Source organism: Mycobacterium gordonae (assembly GCF_001417955.2).
GTDB classification, from domain to species: Bacteria; Actinomycetota; Actinomycetes; order Mycobacteriales; family Mycobacteriaceae; genus Mycobacterium; species Mycobacterium gordonae_B.
Window position 1 is genome coordinate 42,736 of sequence record NZ_LKTM01000046.1, and the last position, 22,809, is coordinate 65,544.

Consider the following 22,809-nt stretch of genomic DNA (forward strand, 5'->3'; position numbering starts at 1 on the left):
AAAATCCAGCAGTTCATGATGCGGCTGAGCCGCAACCTGCGCAGATTCCGCTGGTTCGTCTTTGCAGGCTGGTTGCTCGCGCTGGTGCCGGCGGTTTATCTGGCTATGACGCAGTCGGGCAACCTCACCGGCGGCGGGTTCGAGGTTGCCGGCTCCCAGTCGCTGGCTGTGCACGACCAACTCGTCGAGCAATATCCCGAGCTGGGAGCGTCACCACTGGCGCTGGTGGCCGCCCCTCGCGCCGACGCGACCTACCAGGACATCAACGACGCGGTCGCGGAGCTCAAACGGATCGCCGGCGAGCTTCCGGGCGTCACCGAGGCACCCAACCCCACGCAGCGGCCGCCCCAACCCGACCGGCCGTACGTGGTGACCCTGCGCCTGGACGCTCGCAACCCCGGCACCAGCGACGTCGCCAAGAAACTGCGGGAACGGGTCGGCGTCAACGGCGACCAGTCCGGGCAGACCGCCAACGGCCGCGTCCGGCTCTATGTCATCGGCCAGGGTGCGCTGAGCGCCGCCGCCGCCGCGAACACCAAGCACGACATCGCCAAGGCCGAGGAATGGAACCTGCCGATCATCCTGGTCGTGCTGCTGGCGGTGTTCGGCTCGCTGGCCGCCGCGGCGATCCCGCTGGCGCTGGGCGTCTGCACGGTCGTGGTGACCATGGGACTGGTCTACGCGCTGTCCATGCACACGCCCATGTCGGTGTTCGTGACCTCGACGGTGTCGATGTTCGGCATCGCGCTGGCCGTCGACTATTCGCTGTTCATCCTGATGCGCTTCCGGGAGGAACTGCGCACCGGCCGTCAGCCGCAAGAGGCCGTGGATGCCGCGATGGGCACCTCGGGTCTGGCGGTCGTGCTGTCCGGGATGACCGTCATCGCCTCTCTGAGCGGCATCTACGTGATCAACACCCCGGCGCTGAGATCGATGGCCACCGGCGCCATCCTCGCCGTCGCGGTCGCGATGCTGACGTCGGCGACGCTGACGCCGGCGTTGCTGGCGACGTTCTCCCGGGCGGCGGCCAAGAGGTCGCCGCTGCTGCACTGGTCGCGCCGGCCGGAGAGCACGGTGTCCCGGTTCTGGACCCGGTGGGTCACCTGGGTGATGCGCCGCCCCTGGATCTCCGCGGTGGCGGCCTCGGCGGTACTGCTGCTGATGGCCGCACCGGCGCTGTCGATGGTGCTGGGCAACAGTCTGTTGCGGCAGTTCGACTCCTCCCACGAAATCCGGGCGGGGGTGGCCTCGGCGTCGCAGGCACTGGGCCCGGGCGCGCTCGGCCCCGTTCAGGTGCTGGTGAACTTCCCCGACTGGCCGCAGGGACAGGACGCGGTCCCGGTGCGCGCCCAGAAGCTCGCGGCGATCCGCGAGAAGATGACGCAGGCGCCCGACGTCGCCTCGGTGGGGCCGCCGCAATACGCCGCCGACAACAAGAGCGCCGTGCTCAACGCCGTGTTGTCGGTCGATCCCGAAGACCTGCGCGCCCGGCACACCGTCGACTGGTTGCGCAGCCAGCTGCCCAGGGTCGGCGGCGACGCCCAGGTTTCCGTCGGCGGCTCGACCGCGCTGATCAAGGACTTCGACGACCAGGTGTCGCAGACCCAGCCCATCGTGCTGGCGTTCGTCGCCCTGATCGCCTTCATCATGCTGTTGCTCTCGGTGCACTCGGTGCTGCTGGCGCTCAAGGGTGTGCTGATGACGCTGCTGTCGGTGGCGGCCGCCTACGGCAGCCTGGTCATGGTCTTCCAGTGGGGCTGGGCCGAATCGCTCGGTTTCCCGCATCTCACCTCGATCGACAGCACCGTGCCGCCGCTGGTCCTCGCGATGACGTTCGGGTTGTCCATGGATTACGAGATCTTCCTGCTCACCCGGATCCGCGAACGCTTCCTGCAGACCGGCCACACCCGCGACGCGGTCGCCTACGGGGTCAGCACCAGCGCCCGCACCATCACCAGCGCCGCGCTGATCATGATCGCGGTGTTCTGTGGATTCGCCTTTGCGGGCATGCCGCTGGTGGCCGAGATCGGTGTGGCGTGTGCCGTCGCGATCGCAGTCGACGCCACGGTGGTGCGGCTGGTCATGGTGCCGGCGCTGATGGCGATGTTCTCCAAGTGGAACTGGTGGCTACCGGGCTGGCTGGGCCGGATCCTGCCGTCCGTCGACTTCGATCGCCCGCTGCCCGACGTCGATCTCGGCGGTGTCGTCGTCATCCCCGAGGACATCACCGCCGCGATCGCGCCCAGCGCCGATCTGCGGGTGGTGATCAAGTCCGCGGCCAAGCTCAAACACCTTGCCCCCGATGCCATTTGCGTAGCGGACCCGCTGGCGTTCTCCGGTTGCGCACGCAAGGACGAGCCGGAATCGGCGGAGGCCGACACGGTGGCGCTGGCCACCGGCCCGGTCGGCAGGGTCAGTCTCGCGTACCGCAGCGGCATCGCCCGTGCCATGTCGTTGGCCGACCGCCCGATCCATCCGGTGACCCTGTGGCGCGGCCGCCTCTCCGTCGCACTGGACGCGCTGGAAAGCAAGGGGACCAGGAACGGTTTCCGGCGCAGCAGCCCGGTGGAGACCACCAACGTGCAGCTGCCGACCGGCGACCGTTTGCTGATCCCGACCGGGGCCGAAACGCTGCGGTTCAAGGGCTACCTGATCATGAGCCGTAACAGCAGCCGCGATTACGCCGATTTTGCTGACATGGTCGACGCAATGGATCCGGAGACCGTCGCGGTGGTGCTGGCCGGGATGGATAGGTATTACTGTTGTCAGCCTCTCGGCTCGTCTTCGCGATCGCAGTGGATGGCCACCGAGTTGGTTCGCCGGCTCGCGGATCCGGACCCGTCCGACCTCGACGACGATTGGCCCGAGCCCGATGCGAGGGCAGACTGGGAGGAGGTCAGGCAGCGCTGCCTGTCCGTGGCCGTGGCAATGCTGGAGGAGGCGAGGTGACGTTGGCTGCCGACCAGCGAAATCCTGCGCCTGCTCCCCAAGGTGTGCGGCGACCGGACCCTGATCAGCCGGTGGAGTTCTGGTCCACCGCCGCGATCCACGCCGCCCTGCAGGGCGGGGACATCGCCACCTGGAAGCGCATCGCCGGCGCCCTCAAGCGCGACCCTTACGGCCGGACCGCCCGCCAGGTGGAAGAGATCCTGCGGGGGTCGCGGCCCGTCGGCATCGCCAAGGCGCTGTGGGAGGTACTCGAGCGCGCTCGCACCCACCTGGAGGCCAATGAGCGCGCCGAGGTGGCCCGGCACGTCAAGCTGCTGATGGAGCGGTCCGGCCTGGTACAGCAGGAGTTCGCCTCCCGAATCGGGGTAGCTCCGGAGGATCTCGCGACCTACCTCGATGGCAGCGTCAGCCCGTCGGCGTCGCTGATGATCCGGATGCGCAGGCTGTCCGACCGGTTCGTCCGGGTGAAGAACGAGCGCTCGGCCAACTCCAACTAGCGCTCCACCGGCGCTCAGCGGGAATTGATCGGGACGATGTCCTGCACCAGCCAGTCGTTGCCGCGTTTGGTCAAGGTGACCCGGACCGCCGGGGCGGCCTGACTGGCGGGCTGGCCGGGCGCGTTCTGGGTGACCCGCATGATCACCGCGACGCTGGCCGCCGAGGGCCCGATGGCCTCGACACCGGCCGCCAGCGTGGACGCCTGCGCGGTGATTTTGCGCTGCAGCAGGTCCGCGCTGGTCTTGGTGTACTCCTCTTTGAATTTGCCCGCCTTGTCCGGCACCATCATCGACGCGGCGCGCTCAATGGACGCCCCGGGCGCCGTCGGGGAGAACGACGCGACCGCCTCGGCCACGCCCGTGGCGACCTGAACCACCACGACCGAGTCCCGCTTGAAGTCTTCGTCCTTGGTCGTCCAGTGCGTGTATCCGGTCAGCACGGCCGCGCACAGGGCGACCGCGGCCAGGAACGCAACCGCCAACCGCAGCACCGGCGCGTCGTCGTCGGTACCCACGGTGACCCTGTCGCGGCGCAGCAGCCAGAAGTTGATCGCGACGCCTTCGACGATCAGCAGCGCGAGCGCGGCGGCCACCGCCACCCACCACCGCGGCCAGGCCAGCACCGCGCCGATCCCGAACAGCGCGACCAGCGCCGCCACCGGTGCCAGCACGTCGAACGCCGCGAGCCGCCATGCGTTTCTCATCGGATCGACTCCAGCTTGGAGATCATCATCTTGTTGTCGACGTTCGATACGTCCAGGCGCAGATTCCAGTGCACCACCTGCGGTTTGGCACCGGCGTTCTCGCTGACCGAGGTGGCCACCAGCATGACCGAGTCGGTCCGGGTGGCGAATGCCGGCAGCTTCGTCGTCACCACCGGCCGCGGGGAGCCTGGCACGGTGTCCAGGTCGCGGTGCACGCTGTCGATCGCCACCGCCTCGATCTGGCCGGCGCTGCGGGCCTGCAGCTTCTCCACGACCTTCCGGTAGTCCATGATCGCGGCCTCGAAGTCGGTGTTGAGCTGTCCGACCGTGCCGTCGTGCAGTCGCTGCAGGCTGGCGTCGATGTTGCCGACGTTCATGTTGATCAGGATTTCCGTCCAGTCGGCCGCGGCCGCCATCACCCGGGACAGGTAGACCCGCTCGGCGGAGTCGTCGCGATGACCGAACCAGATCAGCCCGCCCAGCACCAGCGCCGCGACCGAGATCAGGCCGAGCACCGTCGAAGCGATGCCGTAGGTGGAGAACACCCGCGAATCAGCTTCGTCGTCTTCTTCGGTGTCTTCGGTGTCTTCGGTGTCGTCGATGTCTTCGGCGTCCTGGTCAGGCATGGTGCGATCGTTGCACCCGAAAAGAGATGGAAGGATGGCGGGGTGACAGTAGAGGCCATCCGCTCGGGCATCGACCTGAGCTACGTCGACCCAGCAGCACGCCCCCAGGACGACCTTTTCGGGCACGTCAACGGCCGCTGGCTGACCGAGTACGACATCCCCGCCGACCGCGCGACCGACGGCGCCTTCCGGACTTTGTTCGACCGGGCCGAGGAGCAGGTGCGCGACCTGATCATGCAGGCCGCTCAGAGCCAGGCCGCGTCGGGCACCGACGAGCAGCGCATCGGCGACCTCTACGCCAGCTTCCTGGACGAGGACGCGGTCGAGCGCCGCGGACTGCAACCGCTGCTCGACGAACTGACCGTGATCGACGGCGCCGCCGACCGTAGCGCGCTGGCGGCCGTCGTCGGCGCGCTGCAACGCACCGGGGTGGGCGGCGGTGTCGGACTGTACGTCGACACCGATTCCAAGGACTCCAGCCGTTACCTGGTGCACTTCTCGCAGTCGGGCATCGGCCTGCCCGACGAGTCCTATTTCCGCGACGAGCAGCACGCCGCCGTGCTCGCCGCCTACCCGGGGCACATCGCCACCATGTTCGGCCTCGTCTTCGGGGGCACCGCGGACGACCATGCCGACACCGCCGGCCGGATCGTGGCGCTGGAGAGCAAACTGGCCGCCGCCCACTGGGACGTGGTCAAGCGCCGTGACGCCGAGCTCACCTACAATTTGCGCACCTTCGCCGAGCTGGAGAACACCTCGGGCTTCGACTGGTCCGGCTGGGTCTCCGGGCTGGGCATCACCCCCGAGGCCGTCGCGGAACTGGTTGTCCGCCAACCGGACTACCTCACCGCCTTCGCCGACCTGTGGGGCAGCGAAGACCTCGAAGACTGGAAGAGCTGGGCGCGCTGGCGGTTGATCCGCGCCCGTTCGCCGTGGCTGACGAGTGCGATGGTCGAGGCGGACTTCGACTTCTACGGCCGGCGGCTGACCGGCACCGAGCAGATCCGGGACCGCTGGAAGCGGGCGGTCGCGCTGGTGGAGACCCTGATGGGCGATGCCGTCGGAAAGCTCTACGTGGAGCGGCATTTCCCGCCGGGGGCCAAGGACCGCATCGACACGCTGGTGGCCAACCTGCAGGAGGCGTACCGGATCAGCATCAGCGACCTGGACTGGATGACACCGGAGACCCGGCAGCGCGCGCTGACCAAGCTCGACAAGTTCACCGCCAAGGTCGGCTATCCGGTCACCTGGCGGGACTACTCCGCGCTGGTGATCGATCGCGAGGACCTGTACGGCAACTTCCAGCGCGGCTACGCCGTCAACCACGACCGTGAACTGGCCAAGCTCGGCGGGCCCGTCGACCGCGACGAGTGGTTCATGACACCGCAGACCGTCAACGCCTACTACAACCCGGGGATGAACGAAATCGTCTTTCCCGCAGCCATTCTGCAGCCACCGTTCTTCGACGCCGAGGCCGACGACGCGGCGAATTACGGCGGCATCGGGGCGGTCATCGGCCACGAGATCGGGCACGGCTTCGACGACCAGGGCGCCAAGTACGACGGTGACGGCAACCTGGTGGACTGGTGGACCGACGACGACCGCACCGAGTTCGGCGCCCGCACAAAAGCTTTGATCGAGCAGTACGAGGCGTACACGCCCCGCGGGCTGGACAACGGTCACCACGTGAACGGCGCCTTCACCGTCGGTGAGAACATCGGCGACCTGGGCGGCCTGTCGATCGCCCTGCTGGCCTACCAGCTGTCGCTGAACGGGCAACCCGCGCCGGTGATCGACGGACTTACCGGCGTGCAGCGGGTGTTCTTCGGCTGGGCCCAGGTGTGGCGGACGAAGTCCCGTGACGCCGAAGCGATCCGGCGTCTCGCGGTGGACCCGCACTCGCCCCCGGAGTTCCGCTGCAACGGGGTAATCCGCAACGTGGACGCGTTCTACGAGGCTTTCGACGTCTCGGAGTCCGACGAGCTGTTCCTGGAGCCGCCGCGGCGCGTCCGCATCTGGAACTAGCGTTTCCGGCGCGGGCAGGGCGCACCTTTCCGGCGCGAGCAGACGCGAAATCGCACGAAACCGCGGCTATGCGTGCGACTTTGCGTCTGATCGCCGGGGTGTGCCGACCGTTTCGATACGCGCTGGCACGTGCTTGTGCCAGGGCGTGCCGGCATAGGGGTCGCGCCACTTGGTCGACGTCAGCGCGTTCGGAGCCACCCCGGGGACAACGGTCCGTCCGTCCTCGCCCACGTAGTCCAGCCCAAAACCGTTGGGCAGTGCGGCATGTCCGGGCAGCATGGTCTCGGTGATCTCGACGGTGGCCTCGGCGCTGCCGGCCGCCGTGGTGATGCGCGCCCGGCCGCCGGCGTGCAGGCCGAGGGCCTGGGCGTCTTCGACACTGACCCGCAGCGCCCCGTCGGCGTCGCGTTTACGCCAGGACGGGTCGCGGAAGATGTCGTTGGCGGTGTAGGCGCGCCGCTCCCCCACCGACAGCACGATCGGCAGCTCGTCGCTGGTCAGCCGCTCCGGATCGGCCGCCAAAGCCTTCATCTCGCTGAGCATTTCGGGTATCTCTAGAGCGATCTTGTGGTCGCTGTGGCCGATCAGCGCGAAGTCGTCCTCGTAGTTGTGGACGGTGAACGTCACGCCGGAGGGACTGCCGATGATCGCGTCGAACAGCGCGTTGCCGTCTTCGTGCCCGGCCCGCCGGACGGCGTCGGGGTACGTCATCGCCGTCTTCTGCGCCTGTCCCCACAACGCCGCGGCGCCGGCCAACCCGTCCGGCAGCGTCGGGCCCAGCGTTTCGTACAGCACAAAAGGCAGCACCCGGGCCAGCGTCGGGTTGCCCGCGACGGCACCCAGGAACGCCTCGGCATACGCCTGACGCCCCCGTGCCGCGGCCTCGTGCAGCGGCCGCAAATCCTCATCGGAGACCACGCCCAGCGCACGCACCAGCCGCGCCCAGATCTCCGGTTCCGGCAACGTGCCGGGCAGCGGCGGGAACAGCCGGTGCCGCAACTGCATTGCGTTGTGCGGGAATTCGAGGTTGAAGAAGGTGGCTTCACACTTCTCGAACTGCGACGCCGCGGGCAGCACGTAGTGCGCCAGTCGGGCGGTCTCGGTCATCGCGACATCGACGACAACCAGCAGCTCCAGCGACCGGAACGCCTCGCGGCACGCGGCCGAGTCGGCCACCGAGTGGGCAGGGTTGCTGCTTTCGACGATCATGGCCCGGAACCGGTCCGGGTGGTCGGTCAGGATCTCCTCGGGGACGACGTTGCACGGCACCAAACCGGAGATGATGGGCGCTCCGGTCACCGGCGTGCGTCCCGAGACGGTGCTGAACAGCGGCGCAAACGACGAATGCAGGTGCTGGCCACCCTTTTTCGCGAAGTTGCCGGTCAGGATCCACAACAGCTTGTTCAGGTAGGAGCACACCGTGCTGTTGGGCGCCTGCTGCACGCCGAGGTCCTCGAACACCGCGACGCTGCCGGCCGTCCCGATCCGACGCGCCGCCGCGCGCAACAACTCCTCGTCCACCCCGCACCGCCCTGCGTACTGGCTGACCGGCACGTCGGCCAGCACCGCCCGCACAGCGTCCGCACCGTGCACGTGCTCGGCGAGAAACGCTTCGTTGCAGAGGTTTTCCTGCACCAGGACCGCGGCCAGCGCGGCCAGGCACCAGGCGTCGGTTCCGGGCCGCACCCGCAGATGGAAGTCGGCCATCTTCGCGGTGTCGGTGACGACCGGGTCGATCACGATCATCGAGCGCCGCGGATCCTTGGCGATCTCGTTGAGGACCACCCGCGCCCGGGGGAAACTCTGCGACATCCACGGGTTCTTGCCGACGAACACCGACACCTCGGCGTGCTCGAACTCGCCGCGGGTATGACCGCCGTAGAGTTGTGCGTCGACCCACGCCTCGCCGGTCTTCTCCTGCGCCAACGCATTTGACCGGTACTTGGAGCCCAGCGCCTTCAGAAACGCGCCACTGTAGGCACCGCCGAGATGGTTGCCCTGCCCACCGCCGCCGTAGTAGAAGATCTTGTCGCCACCGTAGCTGTCGCGAATGTGTTTGAAACCCTCGGCGATCTCGACGATCGCTGTGTCCCAATCGATTTCCTCATAGCTACCGTCGGCACGCCGGCGCAGCGGCGAGGTCAGCCGGCCCCGGCCGTTCTGGTAGTGGTCCAGCCGCAACGCCTTGTTGCAGGTGTAACCCTGCGACGCCGGATGCTCTTTGTCGCCCCGGATACGGGCGAGGGTGCGGCCTTCGGTCTGTACGACGATGCCGCAGTTGCACTCGCACAGGATGCACGCGGTGGGCTGCCAGTCATTCATGGGGCAGATTCCTTTCGATCAACTCGCGCACCTGGCGGTGAGCCAGATCCAGTGGCGCCAGGTCGCGTCGCACCCGCGCCAGCAGCAACGCGCCCTCCAGCGCGGCCGTCGCAAACTCCGCGAGCTCAGCGGCCCGCTCCGCGGCGATGCCATCGGCGATGAAGCGCTGGGCGATCAGGTCCGACCAACGGTCGAACACCGCCGCCGCCCGCTGCACCACCGGGGCCATCCGGTCCCGGTCGTCCTGGTCGAAGCCCGCTTCCACAGAGACCGCCGCGATCGGGCAACCCGCGCGGAACTCGGTCGCCAGCAGCTGCTCCCGGTACTTCTCGATCAGCAGGTCCAGCAGCGCCGGACCGCTGTCCGCTTCGGCGATGAGAGCGGCAATGTGCTCGCCGGCGAAGTCGACCGCCTCGCACAACAGTTGCGTGCGCCCGCCCGGGAAGTGGTGGTAGGCCGACCCGCGGGGCGCCCCGCTGTGCGCCAGCACGTCGGATATCGCCGTGGCCCGCGCACCGCGCTCCCTGATCAGCAGGGCCGCGGACACCACCATCCGCTCTCGGGGACTTCGCATATGTATGATGCTATACATAACTCATCCCCGCGAACAGACGCAAAGTCGCCCTTTTCAGGATCGAAAAGGGCGACTTTGCGTCTGCTCGGCGTTAGAAGTTAGAGCTGCCAGTCCGAGGCGCCGTCGGGCTTGTTGTACGTGCCGACGGAGTTCTTGACCACGATCGGGTCGCCGCTGCCGAAGTTGTCGAAGAACCACTTGGCATTGGCCGGCGCCAGATTGATGCACCCGTGGCTGACATCGCGCTTGCCCTGGTCGGCCACCGACCACGGGGCACTGTGCACGAAGTTGCCGCTGTTGTCGATCCGCACGGCATCCGACACGGTCACCTTGTAGCCGTTCGGCGAGTTGACCGGCACCCCGTAGGTCGAGGAGTCCATCACCACCGTCGGCATCTTCTCCAGCACGTAGTAGGTGCCGTTCGGCGTCTGGTGCCCACCGGAGGCCATCCCCATCGACATCGGGAAGGTCTGCTGCACCACACCGTTGCGGGTGATCGTCATCTGGTGCGTGGCGTCATCGGCCGTCGCGATCAGCGAGTCACCGGTGCGGAAGCTGGACTTGGTGCCGGCGGCGTCGATGTTCACCGCCGTGTTGGCGGGCCAGAAGCTCAGCGGCCGCCAGCGCAGCTGCGACGGCGTCATCCAGTAGAACTTGCCCGGCACCGGCGGGATCGACGAGATGTGCACGGCGCGCTCGGCCATCGCCTGGTCGGCGATCGGCACCTGGAAGTTGATGATGATCGGCTTGGCCACACCCACCATCGCCCCGTTGACCGGGTTGAACGACGGCGGCCGGAACGGCGGTTCGCCAACGAACGGCGTCGGGTCCTGGCCGGCCACCGGCCCGGACGCCACCGGAACCGCGGCCGGGTCACCCGGCGGGAGGCCGAACGGATCGGGCAGCGGCGGCAGAGCGATCGGCAACGGCTCGGGCGCGGGCGGGTCCACGGGCGCCACCACCGGTCCCGGGTCGCCGGGCGCCTCGTCCGGGTCCGCCAGGGCCGGTCCGGCGCCCATCATGAGCACCGCAGCGACTCCGAATGCGTTGAGAGCGGCGACGAGGCCAGCCCTCGTGCGGCCCCTCATCGAGCGCGACATACTCTTTCCTTCCGGTCACCTACTTCAAGACCTGAACTGGCCCCAGTGTGGCACAGCAGAAACCCCAAATTGCCATTCGCTGAACCCGCCGCGACCGTTACCAAGCCCAGTTCAGGCCGCTGACCTGCGCCGTTAGTCGCCCTGTGAAATTGCCGAATCTGCTGTATCGACGATCGGGCGAATCGCTGCCATCGCCAATAACGCGACACCCATCAGTCCTGCCGACGCGGTCAGCATCATCGCCACACTGCGCTCGTACAACAGGCCACCGGCCAGCGATCCCGCCATGATGCCCACCTGGAACGCCGTGACGTACAGGCCCGAGGCGCCGTCCGGGTCGTCGGCGCCGGCACGCATCGCCGCCGACTGCAGCATCGGAGACACCGCGGTGGCCATGGCGCCCCACAGCACGATCGCCGCCGTCCCGACCACCAGCGCCGTCGTCGCGGAGCGATGCCAGCCGAAGGCCAGCGCACTGAGCACCGCCAGCGCGGCCGTCAGCCCCGCCATGCAGACAATGATCGCCCCCTTGGGGCGGCGGTCCAGCGGACGCGCCACCAATGCCACCGCAAGCACCCCGGCGATTCCGTAGGCGGCCAGCAACCACGCGACGTTGGGCCCGCGCACGCCGACGACCTGACGGACGATCACGACGATGTACGTGTAGGAGACGAAGTGCCCAGTGACGCCGATCATCGTGATCAGGCTCACCATGATCAGCGCCCGGTTGCGGTGATGCGTCGAGCGTCGGCCCACGTACTGCAACTGGTCGGTGGTGAGCGTCAGCGGGGGCAGCACCACCCGGGCCGCGACCGTCACGATGGCGGCCGCGACGGTGACACACACGGCCGCCAGCCGCCAGCCCCACATCAGACTCAGGGCCGCGGTCAGTGGGCTACCGATGACCAGCGCCAGGCTGGTTCCGACGTAGATCGACATGGTGGCGCGTCCGGCGTGGCTGGGCGGCACCAGGCGGGTGGCGATCGGAGCGATCACCGACCACAGCAGGCCGTGCGTCACCGCGCACAGCACCCGGCCGGCGGCGAGTACCGCGAAGCTGGGCGCCAGCGCCGAAATCAGCTGCGAGACCGTCAGACACACCAGGCTCAGCAACAGCGTCCGGCGCCGCGGCCAGTGCGCGGTCCAGCGCACCAGCGGAACGGTGGTCACCGCCGCCACGAACGCGTACCAGGTCAGCAGTGTGCCCACCAAGACCACGCTGACGTTCAGGTTGCGCGCGATCGCCGACAGGGCCCCCACGGGAAGCAGCTCCGCGGTCACATAGATGAAGGCCGCCGCGGCGAGCACCGCAAGTTGAACCGCGATCCGTGGCGTCCACGTTCGTGCGGTTGCGGCGATGGTTCCCGATTCGGCAGTCATGGTGTTGGGGTGGCGACACGATTGCGCCGTGATAACCGTACGCAACGTATCCGGGCTTTACCCAAACATTGGGTGTCAACACGCCCGGTCAGGAACGGACAAGGCGTGCGATGGCGGCCGAGGCTTCGGCCAGCTTCTCGTCGGCTTCGGGACCACCGTCGGCCACCGCACGGGTGACGCAATGGTTCAGGTGCTCATCGAGCAGGTTCAGCGCCACCGACCGCATGGCACTGTTGACGGCGCTGATCTGGGTGAGGACGTCGATGCAGTACTTGTCCTCTTCGATCATGCGCGCGATGCCGCGCACCTGACCCTCGATGCGACGCAGCCGCTTGGCGTAATTGTCCTTCTGCTGCGCGTACCCGTGTGCTGCCGTCATCAAGTCTCCCAAACGCCATGGCATACCCCGACGGGGTATTACCTCTCGATCATAAACGATTTTGGCGGGATGCCGCCGCACCGCATACTTGCTGCATGCCTGAACCCGACATCAAGCCCCGCAGCCGCGACGTCACCGACGGCCTGGAGAAGGCCGCCGCCCGCGGAATGCTCCGCGCGGTAGGCATGGGCGACGAGGACTTCGCCAAGGCGCAGATCGGGGTCGCCTCGTCCTGGAACGAGATCACCCCCTGCAACCTGTCGCTGGACCGGCTGGCGAAGGCCGTCAAGGAGGGCGTCTTCGCCGCGGGCGGCTACCCGCTGGAGTTCGGGACGATCTCGGTGTCCGACGGCATCTCCATGGGACACGAGGGGATGCACTTCTCGCTGGTGTCGCGCGAGGTGATCGCCGACAGCGTCGAAACCGTGATGCAGGCCGAGCGACTGGACGGCTCGGTGCTGCTGGCCGGGTGCGACAAATCGCTGCCCGGCATGCTGATGGCCGCCGCCCGCCTCGACCTGGCCTCGGTGTTCCTCTACGCGGGGTCGATCCTGCCGGGTGTCGCCAAGCTGTCGGACGGCACCGAACGCGAGGTCACCATCATCGACGCGTTCGAGGCGGTGGGCGCGTGCGCCCGCGGCCTGATGCCACGGGAGGACGTCGACGCCATCGAGCGGGCGATCTGCCCCGGCGAGGGTGCCTGCGGCGGCATGTACACGGCCAACACCATGGCCAGCGCCGCCGAAGCCCTGGGCATGTCGTTGCCGGGCAGCGCCGCTCCCCCGGCGACCGACCGCCGCCGCGACGGGTTCGCCCGCCGCAGCGGTCAGGCCGTCATCGAACTGTTGCGCAAGGGCATCACCGCCCGCGACATCCTCACCCGGGAGGCGTTCGAGAACGCCATCGCGGTGGTGATGGCGTTCGGCGGCTCGACCAACGCGGTGCTGCACCTGCTGGCGATCGCCCGCGAGGCCGAGGTCGAATTGTCCCTCGACGACTTCACCCGCATCGGCAAGCGGGTGCCGCATCTGGCCGACGTCAAGCCGTTCGGCCGGCACGTGATGTCGCACGTCGACCACATCGGCGGGGTGCCGGTGGTGATGAAAGCACTGCTGGACGCCGACCTGCTGCACGGTGACTGTCTGACCGTGACCGGCCAGACCGTGGCGCAGAACCTGGCCGACATCGCGCCGCCGGACCCGGACGGCAAGGTGCTGCGCGCCCTGAACAACCCGATCCACCCGACCGGTGGCATCACCATCCTGCGCGGATCACTGGCGCCCGAAGGCGCGGTGGTCAAGTCGGCCGGTTTCGATTCCGACGTGTTCGAAGGCACCGCGCGGGTTTTCGACGGCGAGCGGGCGGCGCTGGACGCGCTCGAGGACGGCACCATCACCCACGGCGACGCGGTGGTGATCCGCTACGAGGGGCCCAAGGGCGGTCCCGGCATGCGCGAGATGCTCGCCATCACCGGCGCCATCAAGGGCGCCGGGCTGGGCAAGGACGTGCTGCTGCTCACCGACGGCCGGTTCTCCGGCGGGACGACCGGGCTGTGCGTGGGGCACGTGGCGCCCGAAGCCGTCGACGCCGGCCCGATCGCCTTCCTGCGCGACGGCGACAAGATCCGTCTCGACGTGGCCAACCACACCCTCGACGTGCTGGTCGACCCCGACGAGTTCGCCTCTCGGCAAAAGGATTTCACTCCCCCGCCGCCGCGCTACAAGACCGGCGTGCTGGCGAAGTACGTCAAGCTGGTGGGCTCGGCCGCAAACGGAGCCGTCTGCGGCTGACGCGCCGGGTGTGCGTCCACCGCCTCGGGTGTGCGTCCACCGCGCCGAAACCGCCGATTTTGCGCAGCTGACGCACCCTCGAAAGTCGACTCAGCGCACCACGGCCATCGCGAATCCGTCCCAGCCCTTGACGCCGACCGTCTGCAGCACGGCGGTGTCCAGGCGCGGGTGCTCACCCATCAGCTGCAGGGTGCCCCGCGTCGCGGCGACCCTGACATCGTCGGCCTCGGTCAGCACCTTGCCGCCGCGAATGACGTTGTCGACCACGACCGCCGTGCCGGGACGGCCCAGCTTGATCGCCCACTCCAAATAGGCGGCGTTGTTCTCCTTGTCGGCGTCGATGAATACCAGGTCGAACGGGCCGCCGGTCACCGTCGGCAAGGTGTCCAGTGCCGCGCCCACCACCACCTCGACCCGGTCGCCCAGACCCGCCCGTTCCAGGTTGGCCCGAGCGAGCTCGGCACGCCGCGGATCGAACTCCAACGTCACCACCCGCCCCTCCGGCCCTGCACCGCGCGCGAGCCAGATGGTGCTGTAGCCGCCCAGCGTGCCGAGTTCGAGAATGCGGCGCGCCTGCATCGCCGACGCCAGCAGGCACAGAAACTTGCCCTGCTGCGCCGACACCGCGATCCGCGGCAGGCCGGCCGCGTCACTTGCCGCGACCGCGGCGGACAGTGCCGGGTCCGGGCCGATCAGCGTGCTGTCCAGGAAAGCGTCGACGGCTTGCGGGTTCGCTTCTGCAGGCATAACCAACGCTAACTCCTGGCCCGGCCGACGCGCCGGGTCACCACTCGACTGTTTACCCGTACCCCCAAGGGGTATATGCTGGGTGGCGGAAGCAAGTCCGACTCAGATGAAGGTGGAATCCTATGGCAACTCACGAAGCTGGAACCGAATTGACTTGTGGCCACGAGGGTTGTGGCTGTCGCGTGCGCGTCGAGGTCCCGTGCCACTGCTCCGGCGCCACCGAGCCGTACCGCTGCACCTGCGGCGAGGCCCTGGTCCCCGTCCAGTAGGTTCGCCGGTCGGTCGTGCGTCCGGACGCGCCGCTCAGCGCCCGAACGTACGGCCGGCCAGCTCGACCTCGGCCGCCAGCGTCAGCGCGATCGCCGACGCACCGACGGCCACGGTGTGCCGCCCGGGGGTGATGTGCCAGCTTCCGTCGGCGAAGCGCGCCAGCAGGCGCGGATCCGCCTCGATGCTCACCCGGCGAGAGTGCCCGGGTTCGAGGTCGACCCTCTCGTATCCCAACAGCCTCAACCGGCCTTCGCCCGGTGCGCCGGCCAGATACACCTGCGGGACGTCCGCCCCGCGGCGGTCACCGGTGTTGATGACGGTGACGGCGACTCGCACCGTGTCACCGCCGGTCACCTCGAGGTCGCGGTGTTCAAAGCTGGTGTAGGACAACCCGTGTCCGAACGCGAACAGCGGGGCCTGGCCCGTGCGGGCGAACCAGCGGTACCCGACTTCGGCGCCCTCTGAATAATCGATCGTCGTCGGCGAGCCCAGCTGCGGACGGGGCGTCTGACCGATGTCCACCGGGAAGGTGATCGGTAGCCGTCCTGACGGATTGACTTGCCCGGTAAGGATTTCCGCGATCGCCCGGCCCCCCTGTTGGCCCGGGTACCAGGCCGCGACGATCGCGCTCACCGAATCACGCCAGGGCATCGCCACCGGGTTGCCGGTCTGAAGCACCACAACGGTGTTCGGGTTGGCCGCGGCGACCGCGGCGATCAGAGCGTCCTGGCCCCACGGCAGCGACAGGTCGGCGGCGTCGAACCCCTCGCCCTCGGCCCGGGTCGCGAAGACGATCGCGACGTCGGCCCGGCGCGCCACCGGCACCGCCTCGGCCGGGCTGATACCGGGATCGAATTCTATGTGGGCCTGCGGCAGCAGCTTCCTGAGTTCCTCGAGCGGGCTGGACGGCTGCAGGTACAGATTGCGCATGCCCGCTTCCAGACCGGAGCCACCGATCGGGATCACGTCGGCGTAGCCGCCCGGCGGGACGACCGCGCTCGAACCGAACCCGGCCGCAACTCCGCGGTGGGAGTAGCCGCCGATGACGGCGATGTGGCCGGCCCGCCCGGCCTCCAGGGGCAGCGCGCCCCGGTTCTGCAGCAGCACGATTCCCTGTCGCGCGATATTCAGGGCTATCTCGTTGTGCGCGTTGATATCCGGTTCCGGTGCGGGTCCCCACTGGTCGATCCCGACCGCGAACATCGACCGCAGGATCCGCCGGACCATGTCCGACAGCCGCTGCCCGGTGAGCCGACCGTCGGCGAAGGCGGCCCGTAGCGGGGCGCCGAACGTCTCGGCCTGCCACAGCAGGGCGTCGATCTGGGCGCCGCATTCCTGGTCGAGGCCGCCCAGCGCACACTCCCAACTCGGCGTGCCGCCCCAGTCGGACATCACCCACCCGGGGTATCCCCAGGCACCTTTGAGCACGTCGTTGAGCAGGACGCCGTTGGCAGCGGCGTAGTCGCCGTTGACCTTGTTGTAGGCCGCCATCACCGCCCCGGGCCGGCCCCGCTCAATGGCGATCTCGAAGGCCAGCAGATCGGACTCGCGGTGAGCGTCGGGATCGATCACGGCGTCCAGCCAGTGCCGGTTGGTCTCGTTGCAGTTCAGCGAGAAGTGCTTGGCGGTGCAGATGACGCCGTGCCGCTGGATTCCGATGATCTGCTCGGCGGCCGTGGCGGCGCTCAGCAGCGGGTCTTCGGAGAAGTACTCGAAATTGCGGCCGTTGCGGGGATCACGGCACAGGTTCATCGCGCCCGCCAACTGCACGTTGAAGCCGCGACTGCGTGCCTCGACACCGATCACCGAACCCGCGGCGCGGGCCAGCCCGGGATTGAAACTGGCGGCCAGCGCCAGCCCCGCGGGCAGCGCCGTTGCGGTGTCGCCCGCGCGGAAACCGGGATTGGTCACGCCCAGGCCGGCGTCACTCATCCGCAGCGCCGGTATCCCCAGCCGGGCGATCCCCGGCACATAGCCCGCACTCATCGGGACGTCCGGCGGAATCCGCTCGTCGTGCAGCGGCCACATGTCTCCGGCGCCCATAACACCGACCAGTAGCGAGAAGCGCTCGTCGTCGGTCAGCTGCTCCTCGACCTCACGGGCACGCGCGTCCGGATCATCCGTGGGAGAGCTCATCGCACACCCTCTTTCGCATAGACGACCCGCAGCACATGGCCGAGTTCGGGACCCATCACCAGCTCCGTCAGCGTGCACATGGTCGCCACGAAGTCCGGCCCGTGTGGCGGTGGCACCCGGCACAGGTGGTGCGCCACCTCATGCAGTATGACGAGCTCCCGCATCGCCCAGTCCGCGGTGTCGCGGTCGGGAACCGCGATAGTGCCTGCCCCGTCACGGTTCTCGTAGTGGGCAGAGGTGGCTCCGCGCCGCGGCCGCACCCGAAGTCCCGGCACGTCCGGCCACTGCCGGCGCACCCCGGGCAGCGCGAGCACCTCGTCGACGTAGCGCTGCACCGAGGCCATCGAGGCGAACCGTCCCTCCGGCGGCAGCGTCAACTGGGTGCCGAAGAAGTCGACGCTGGGCGACCCGTGTTGCGCGACCCGGTCGAACATGACCCGCACGAATTCCTCAGCCGCATAGACCTTGGCGCGCTGAGAATCGCGGCTCAACGGCCCAGCGCGGTCCGCGCCCCCGGCAACTCGGGACTGCTCCCCAGGCGTGCCCGCCGCCCGGCCCGGTCGCCCGCGCGTCGCGCCGCCGACGAATACCCGGCCGAGGCCCGGTTGGCCTGCCAGGTACCGCGCGCCTTGGACGCCTCGCGATAGTGGTCGCGGAGCTCGACTTCTTTGTCCCGCAATGCGATAGCGGTTCCAGGGGCACGCCGGCGGTCCTTGGTGACTTCCTGCCTGGCCTGCTCGCGGGCCTCCGCCAGCCGCTGGCCGACGCGGGCGCCGAAGGCCAGCTGGAAGTTGAGCCGGGCGGTGATGGTGGGAGTCGGCCGGTGCTCGCCAGTCGCGAGATAGGCATCCGAGGCCCGGACCATCTGCACCACCAGGCTGGCGTAGAGGGCGTGCGTGGCGTCGATGTCCTCGGCGAACCCGTAGGCATACAGGAACGTCGAATTCGAGGCGATGTCGCAGCGCACGTCGTTCGCCGCCGCGATCAGCACGAAAAGCTGCACATACGTGCGGAGTCCGCGGGTGCCCGCGGCGCCGATCGTAATGGTGCGCTGGGTGGGGGCCTGGGCCGCCGAGCGGTTGGCGGAGTGCGAGCGCGCCACCGCGAGATCGATGGACGAGGCCGTCGCCAGCCGCTGCGCGGCCGTCATGAAGGCCTCGGCCTCATGCGGGTTGTCGGTGCCCTCCGCCTGACGCAGCAGTGCCGCAATACGGGACAGCATCTTGTCGTCGGTCATGCGGCCAAACTAGCGCAGCGACACGACAATCCCGCCCGGCCATTCACAGGCGCAGATTGAGCCAGGACACCACGTCGTCGAGCACCTGATTCTGCTCGGGCTCGTTGAAGACCTCGTGGAACAGGCCCGCGTATTCCTTCAACTCCACGTCGGCGGAGCCCACACAGTCCACCAGCCGGCGGCTGCCCTCGATCGGCACCAGCGAGTCACCGGTGCCGTGCACCACCAGCAGCGGCGTCGTCAACGCCGGGGCCCGCTGCGGCATGGTCTCGCCCACCTGCAGCAGCGCCCGGCCCAGTCCGGCCGGCACCTTGCCGTGGTACACCAGCGGGTCGGTGTTGTAGGCGTGGACCACCTCCGGGTCGCGCGATATCGCGTTGAAGTCCAGCGCCTCCACCGGCAGGCCCGGCGTCAGGACACCCAACACCTTGGCGGCCAGCGCCACCACCCGCGGCACCATGTCCTGCGCCGCGACGGCCGGCGCGGACAACACCATCAGGTCGTAGTTGTCCGGGCGCTCCACCCCGTAGGCGAACACGATCGCCCCGCCCATGCTGTGGCCGAGCACGATCCGGGTGAGGCCGGGGTTCTCCCGGGTGGCGACGCCGACCAACGTGTCGAAGTCACCGGTGAACTCCGAGACGTCGCGCACCATGACCCGCTTGCCGCCCGAGCGGCCGTGCCCGCGGTGATCGAGTGCATAGGTGATGAGCCCGGCCTGGCCCAGCCGCTGCGTCACGTGGTCGTAGCGACGCGCGTGCTCACCGAAACCGTGGGCGAGAATGACCACCGCACGCGGCGGGACGTCCGGGGTCCACACGTCATAGACGATCGGTACGCCACCGACGCCATCGAAATTCCGTTCAGTGCGCGTGGTAGTCATCACGGGCAGCTTACGTCCTGCACGGCCACTCCTCGCGGCGTGTTGTCGCACTCTCTGCGTAGTCTCGAACCCGTGAGTGTGCTCACCGAAAATTCGCCGCCCAATGCCGGCGGAGACTTCTCCGCCCACGCCGAACCGTACCGGCGTGAACTGCTCGCCCACTGTTACCGGATGACCGGGTCGCTGCACGACGCCGAGGACCTGGTGCAGGAGACCCTGCTGCGGGCCTGGAAGTCCTATGACCGGTTCGAGGGCAAGTCCTCGGTCCGCACCTGGCTGCACCGGATCGCCACCAACACCTGCCTCACCGCCTTAGAGGGCCGCGGCCGCCGGCCGCTGCCGACGGGGTTGGGCAACACCCGCTCGGACCCGACGGCCGAGCTGATCGAGCGAGCCGAAGTGCCCTGGCTGGAACCACTGCCCGACGCCCAGGATCCCGCCGACCCGGCGGTGATCGCCGAGTCGCGGGAATCGGTGCGGCTGGCGTTCATCGCCGCGCTGCAGCACCTGTCGCCGCGACAGCGGGCGGTGCTGCTGCTGCGCGACGTGTTGCAGTGGAAGGCGGCCGAGGTCGCCGAGGCGATCGGCACCACCACCGTCGCGGTGAACAGCCTGCTGCAGCGCGCCCGGACCCAGCTGGACGCCGTCGCCCCCAGCGCCGATGACCGGCTGGCCGCGCCGGACTCCGCCGAAACGCAGGATCTGCTGGCCCGCTACATCGACGCGTTCGAGACCTACGACATCGACCGGTTGGTGGATCTGTTCACCGCGGAAGCGATCTGGGAGATGCCGCCCTTCACCGGCTGGTACCAGGGCGCGCCGGACATCATCACCCTCATCCATTCGCAGTGCCCGGCCGAGCATCCCGGCGACATGCGGATGATCCCGATCACGGCCAACGGCCAGCCCGGTGCGGCCATGTACATGCGCGCGGGCGACCGGCACGTGCCGTTCCAGTTGCACGTCCTTGACGTCCGGCCGGACGGGGTGTCCCACGTGGTCGCGTTCCTCGACGGGTCGCTGTTCGCCAGATTCGGCCTGCCGGACGCGCTGTGACTGCTCCGACCACCGTCACGCCGGTGCCGGGCCGGCCCTCGATCCTGTTGGGCGCGTTCGACATCGGCGGCGTGGGCTACCGTGCGCAGGAATTCTTCGTATCCGGCAGCGCCGCGTCCTACACCCCGGAGCAGCCGCCGGGCCCGGACGGCCGGTGGTGCGTAACCGCCTCGGACACAGCCGATTACACCACCCGGGTGGTAGCCCTCACCCCCAGCGATCCCGCAGATTTCAACGGCACGGCGCTGGTCGAGTGGCTCAATGTCAGCGGGGGCATCGACGCACCGGCGGTGTGGATGATGGCCCACCGGGAGGTGATCCGGGCGGGCTACGCCTACGTGATGGTCTCGGCCCAGAAGGTCGGCGTGGACGGCGGGGTGAGCCTGCTCGGAATGGACATGTCGCTCAAGAGCCAGAACCCCAAACGCTATGCCGACCTCAGCCATCCGGGTGACGTGTTCGCCTACGACATGTTCTCGCACATCGGCGGCCTGGTCCGGGAAACCGGTGGCATCCTCGGCGATCTGAGCCCCGAACATGTTGTCGCCGTGGGCGAATCGCAATCGGCGATGTTCCTCACCAGCTACATCAACGCTGTCGACCCGCTCGCGCGAAGCTACGACGGGTTCCTGGTGCATTCCCGGTTCGGTCCGGCCGCACCACTGCACGACGGATCCATTTTCGACGAATTGCAGTCCAGCAGTTCGCAAGCGGTGAAGTTCCGCCCCGACCTACGGGTGCCGCTCATGACCATCATCACCGAAACCGACCTGTACGGCGCGGGGCGACAGGGCTACTACGCCGCCCGCCAGCCCGACAACGACCTACTGCGGGTGTGGGAGATCGCCGGCGCGGCGCACGCCGACAATTACACGATCCAGGTAGCGCCCATCGACTCCGGCAGCGCGCCCATCGAGGACTTGGCGGCCGCCTACACCCCCACCGACAACCTGATGGGGCAGCAGCTCGACCATTACATCAACTTCGGGCCGCAACACCACTACGTCGTGCAGGCGGCGTTGTCGGCGCTCACCTCCTGGGTCCGCACCGGAACGGCGCCGCCCAGTGGCCCGCCGCTGCGGGTCCGCGAAGCCCCGCATCCGCAGCCGGTGCTGGATGCCCACGGCATAGCCGCCGGCGGAGTGCGCACCCCGTGGGTGGATGTGCCGGTCGCCCGCACCTCCGGCATCGCGGCCGAGGAGAGCATCATGGCGTCGATCTTCGGCACCGGCGAGCCCTTCGACGACGCCACCGTGCGGCGCCTCTACCCGGGAGGCCAGGACGAGTACCTGCGCAAGTTCGCCGCGGCGCTCGACGCCGCGATCGGATCCGGGTTCATCCTGGCGGCCGACCGCGAGGAGATCCTGCAGCTGGCCGGCGCCACCTACCCGCGGACCTGACGCCGTGCCTGCCACCGTGGATATCCGGCGAGCCGCCGATCGCGGCAGCACGACCACTCCGTGGTTGCAGTCCCGGCACTCCTTCTCCTTCGGAGACCATTACGAGCCGGACAACACACATTTCGGCTTGCTGCTGGTGAACAACGACGACATCGTCGCGCCGCGAACGGGTTTCGACACCCACCCGCACCGCGACATGGAGATCGTGACGTGGGTATTGGAAGGTGAACTGGCACATCAGGATTCCACCGGAAACCAGGGAGTGATCTACCCCGGACTGGCCCAGCGCATGTCGGCCGGCAGCGGGATCCTGCATTCGGAGAAGAACGGTTCGCCCACTCGGCCAGTGCATTTCGTGCAGATGTGGGTTGTTCCGGACGAGACCGGCATCACACCGAGCTACCAACAGGACGAAATCGGCAATCAGCTGGACAACGTCGGCTGGGTCACTGTCGCGTCCGGCATTCCGGGACGTGACGGCGCCCTCACCCTGCACAACCACGCCGCGGCGCTGCATGTCACACGGCTGCCCGCGGGCGGCTCCATTTCGCTGCCGCCGGCGCCCTACCTGCACGTATTCGCGGCGCGCGGCCACCTCACCATCGAGGAGGGCGGTGAGCTGACCCTGGGAGACGCGGCCCGTTGCACCGACGCGGACGGCCGTCGGCTCACCGCGCGGCAGCCTTCCGAAGTGCTGGTCTGGGAGATGCACGCGAAGCTGGGCGGCTGACCGA

19 protein-coding genes and 1 pseudogene are annotated in these 22,809 nt (G+C 68.6%); 8 read left to right on the forward strand and 12 right to left on the reverse strand.

The window, feature by feature from the left end; translation table 11 throughout:
* The first annotated feature begins 15 nt into the window (after window positions 1-15).
* Both AO501_RS06985 and AO501_RS06990 read left to right on the forward strand, forming a co-directional pair.
* The gene (locus tag AO501_RS06985; RefSeq protein WP_055577034.1) at window positions 16-2,949 is read left to right on the forward strand and encodes an MMPL family transporter; all 2,934 of its coding nucleotides are present in this window, start codon (window positions 16-18) and stop codon (window positions 2,947-2,949) included.
* Window positions 2,946-3,446 carry a hypothetical protein gene (locus tag AO501_RS06990; protein WP_055577035.1) on the forward strand — a complete coding sequence of 167 codons (501 nt, stop codon included), beginning with the start codon at window positions 2,946-2,948 and terminating at the stop codon, window positions 3,444-3,446. Before AO501_RS06985 ends, AO501_RS06990 begins: the two co-directional genes overlap by 4 nt.
* A gap of 14 nt (window positions 3,447-3,460) precedes the next feature.
* On the opposite strand, the gene AO501_RS06995 is transcribed toward AO501_RS06990, so the two are convergent.
* Together AO501_RS06995 and AO501_RS07000 are read right to left on the reverse strand one after the other, a co-directional pair.
* Complete coding sequence (locus AO501_RS06995) at window positions 3,461-4,150, reverse strand: hypothetical protein (protein WP_055577036.1); 690 nt, start codon at window positions 4,148-4,150, stop codon at window positions 3,461-3,463.
* Window positions 4,147-4,776: a hypothetical protein gene (locus AO501_RS07000; RefSeq protein WP_055577037.1), complete on the reverse strand. Its 630-nt coding sequence runs from the start codon at window positions 4,774-4,776 to the stop codon at window positions 4,147-4,149. The genes AO501_RS06995 and AO501_RS07000 overlap by 4 nt, the downstream gene beginning before the upstream one ends.
* 42 nt (window positions 4,777-4,818) lie before the next feature.
* Here AO501_RS07000 and AO501_RS07005 point away from each other — a divergent pair, with 42 nt between their 5' ends.
* Window positions 4,819-6,801: a M13 family metallopeptidase gene (locus AO501_RS07005; protein WP_055577038.1), complete on the forward strand. Its 1,983-nt coding sequence runs from the start codon at window positions 4,819-4,821 to the stop codon at window positions 6,799-6,801.
* 66 nt (window positions 6,802-6,867) lie between these two features.
* Here the strand turns inward: AO501_RS07005 and AO501_RS07010 are convergent, their stop codons facing one another.
* The 5 genes from AO501_RS07010 to AO501_RS07030 form a co-directional block, all read right to left on the reverse strand.
* Window positions 6,868-9,123, reverse strand: coding sequence for a molybdopterin-dependent oxidoreductase (locus tag AO501_RS07010; protein ID WP_055577039.1), 2,256 nt, complete (start codon window positions 9,121-9,123; stop codon window positions 6,868-6,870).
* Complete coding sequence (locus AO501_RS07015) at window positions 9,116-9,697, reverse strand: TetR/AcrR family transcriptional regulator (RefSeq protein WP_055577040.1); 582 nt, start codon at window positions 9,695-9,697, stop codon at window positions 9,116-9,118. The genes AO501_RS07010 and AO501_RS07015 overlap by 8 nt, the downstream gene beginning before the upstream one ends.
* Before the next feature lie 98 nt (window positions 9,698-9,795).
* Entirely contained in the window at window positions 9,796-10,797 is a 1,002-nt protein-coding gene (locus AO501_RS07020; protein ID WP_055577041.1) for a L,D-transpeptidase, read from the reverse strand.
* A gap of 132 nt (window positions 10,798-10,929) precedes the next feature.
* Window positions 10,930-12,177 (reverse strand): MFS transporter, encoded by a 1,248-nt coding sequence (locus AO501_RS07025; RefSeq protein ID WP_055577042.1) that lies wholly within the window; start codon window positions 12,175-12,177, stop codon window positions 10,930-10,932.
* An 88-nt stretch (window positions 12,178-12,265) separates the two neighbouring features.
* Window positions 12,266-12,556, reverse strand: a complete 291-nt coding sequence (locus tag AO501_RS07030; RefSeq protein WP_055577043.1) for a metal-sensitive transcriptional regulator — start codon at window positions 12,554-12,556, stop codon at window positions 12,266-12,268.
* A gap of 95 nt (window positions 12,557-12,651) precedes the next feature.
* On the opposite strand from AO501_RS07030, the gene ilvD reads away from it, so the two are divergent.
* Window positions 12,652-14,346, forward strand: a complete 1,695-nt coding sequence (gene ilvD, locus AO501_RS07035) for a dihydroxy-acid dehydratase (protein ID WP_055577044.1) — start codon at window positions 12,652-12,654, stop codon at window positions 14,344-14,346.
* A gap of 90 nt (window positions 14,347-14,436) precedes the next feature.
* Here the strand turns inward: ilvD and AO501_RS07040 are convergent, their stop codons facing one another.
* Window positions 14,437-15,093, reverse strand: a complete 657-nt coding sequence (locus AO501_RS07040) for an O-methyltransferase (protein ID WP_055577045.1) — start codon at window positions 15,091-15,093, stop codon at window positions 14,437-14,439.
* 122 nt (window positions 15,094-15,215) lie between these two features.
* On the opposite strand from AO501_RS07040, the gene AO501_RS38905 reads away from it, so the two are divergent.
* On the forward strand, window positions 15,216-15,362 hold the full coding sequence (locus AO501_RS38905) for a metallothionein (RefSeq protein ID WP_082658441.1): 147 nt from the start codon (window positions 15,216-15,218) through the stop codon (window positions 15,360-15,362).
* 34 nt (window positions 15,363-15,396) lie between these two features.
* Here the strand turns inward: AO501_RS38905 and AO501_RS07045 are convergent, their stop codons facing one another.
* Genes AO501_RS07045 through AO501_RS07060 form a run of 4 tightly spaced genes read right to left on the reverse strand, consistent with a single transcriptional unit; the run spans window position 15,397 to window position 19,619 of the window.
* Entirely contained in the window at window positions 15,397-17,499 is a 2,103-nt protein-coding gene (locus AO501_RS07045; protein WP_055577046.1) for a glycoside hydrolase family 3 protein, read from the reverse strand.
* Complete coding sequence (locus tag AO501_RS07050) at window positions 17,496-17,990, reverse strand: TIGR04338 family metallohydrolase (RefSeq protein ID WP_055577047.1); 495 nt, start codon at window positions 17,988-17,990, stop codon at window positions 17,496-17,498. Before AO501_RS07050 ends, AO501_RS07045 begins: the two co-directional genes overlap by 4 nt.
* Window positions 17,987-18,736 carry a DUF2786 domain-containing protein gene (locus tag AO501_RS07055; RefSeq protein ID WP_055577048.1) on the reverse strand — a complete coding sequence of 250 codons (750 nt, stop codon included), beginning with the start codon at window positions 18,734-18,736 and terminating at the stop codon, window positions 17,987-17,989. Before AO501_RS07055 ends, AO501_RS07050 begins: the two co-directional genes overlap by 4 nt.
* A 43-nt stretch (window positions 18,737-18,779) precedes the next feature.
* Complete coding sequence (locus AO501_RS07060) at window positions 18,780-19,619, reverse strand: alpha/beta hydrolase (protein ID WP_055577049.1); 840 nt, start codon at window positions 19,617-19,619, stop codon at window positions 18,780-18,782.
* Here AO501_RS07060 and AO501_RS07065 point away from each other — a divergent pair.
* From AO501_RS07065 to AO501_RS07075, 3 genes and pseudogenes are all read left to right on the forward strand, one after another.
* A pseudogene (locus tag AO501_RS07065) lies at window positions 19,567-20,675 on the forward strand (sigma-70 family RNA polymerase sigma factor). The gene AO501_RS07060 and the pseudogene AO501_RS07065 sit on opposite strands and share 53 nt — an antisense overlap.
* Window positions 20,672-22,075, forward strand: a complete 1,404-nt coding sequence (locus tag AO501_RS07070; RefSeq protein WP_055577051.1) for an alpha/beta hydrolase domain-containing protein — start codon at window positions 20,672-20,674, stop codon at window positions 22,073-22,075. Before AO501_RS07065 ends, AO501_RS07070 begins: the two are co-directional and overlap by 4 nt.
* 4 nt (window positions 22,076-22,079) lie before the next feature.
* Window positions 22,080-22,805 carry a pirin family protein gene (locus tag AO501_RS07075; protein ID WP_055577052.1) on the forward strand — a complete coding sequence of 242 codons (726 nt, stop codon included), beginning with the start codon at window positions 22,080-22,082 and terminating at the stop codon, window positions 22,803-22,805.
* Window positions 22,806-22,809 lie beyond the last annotated feature (4 nt).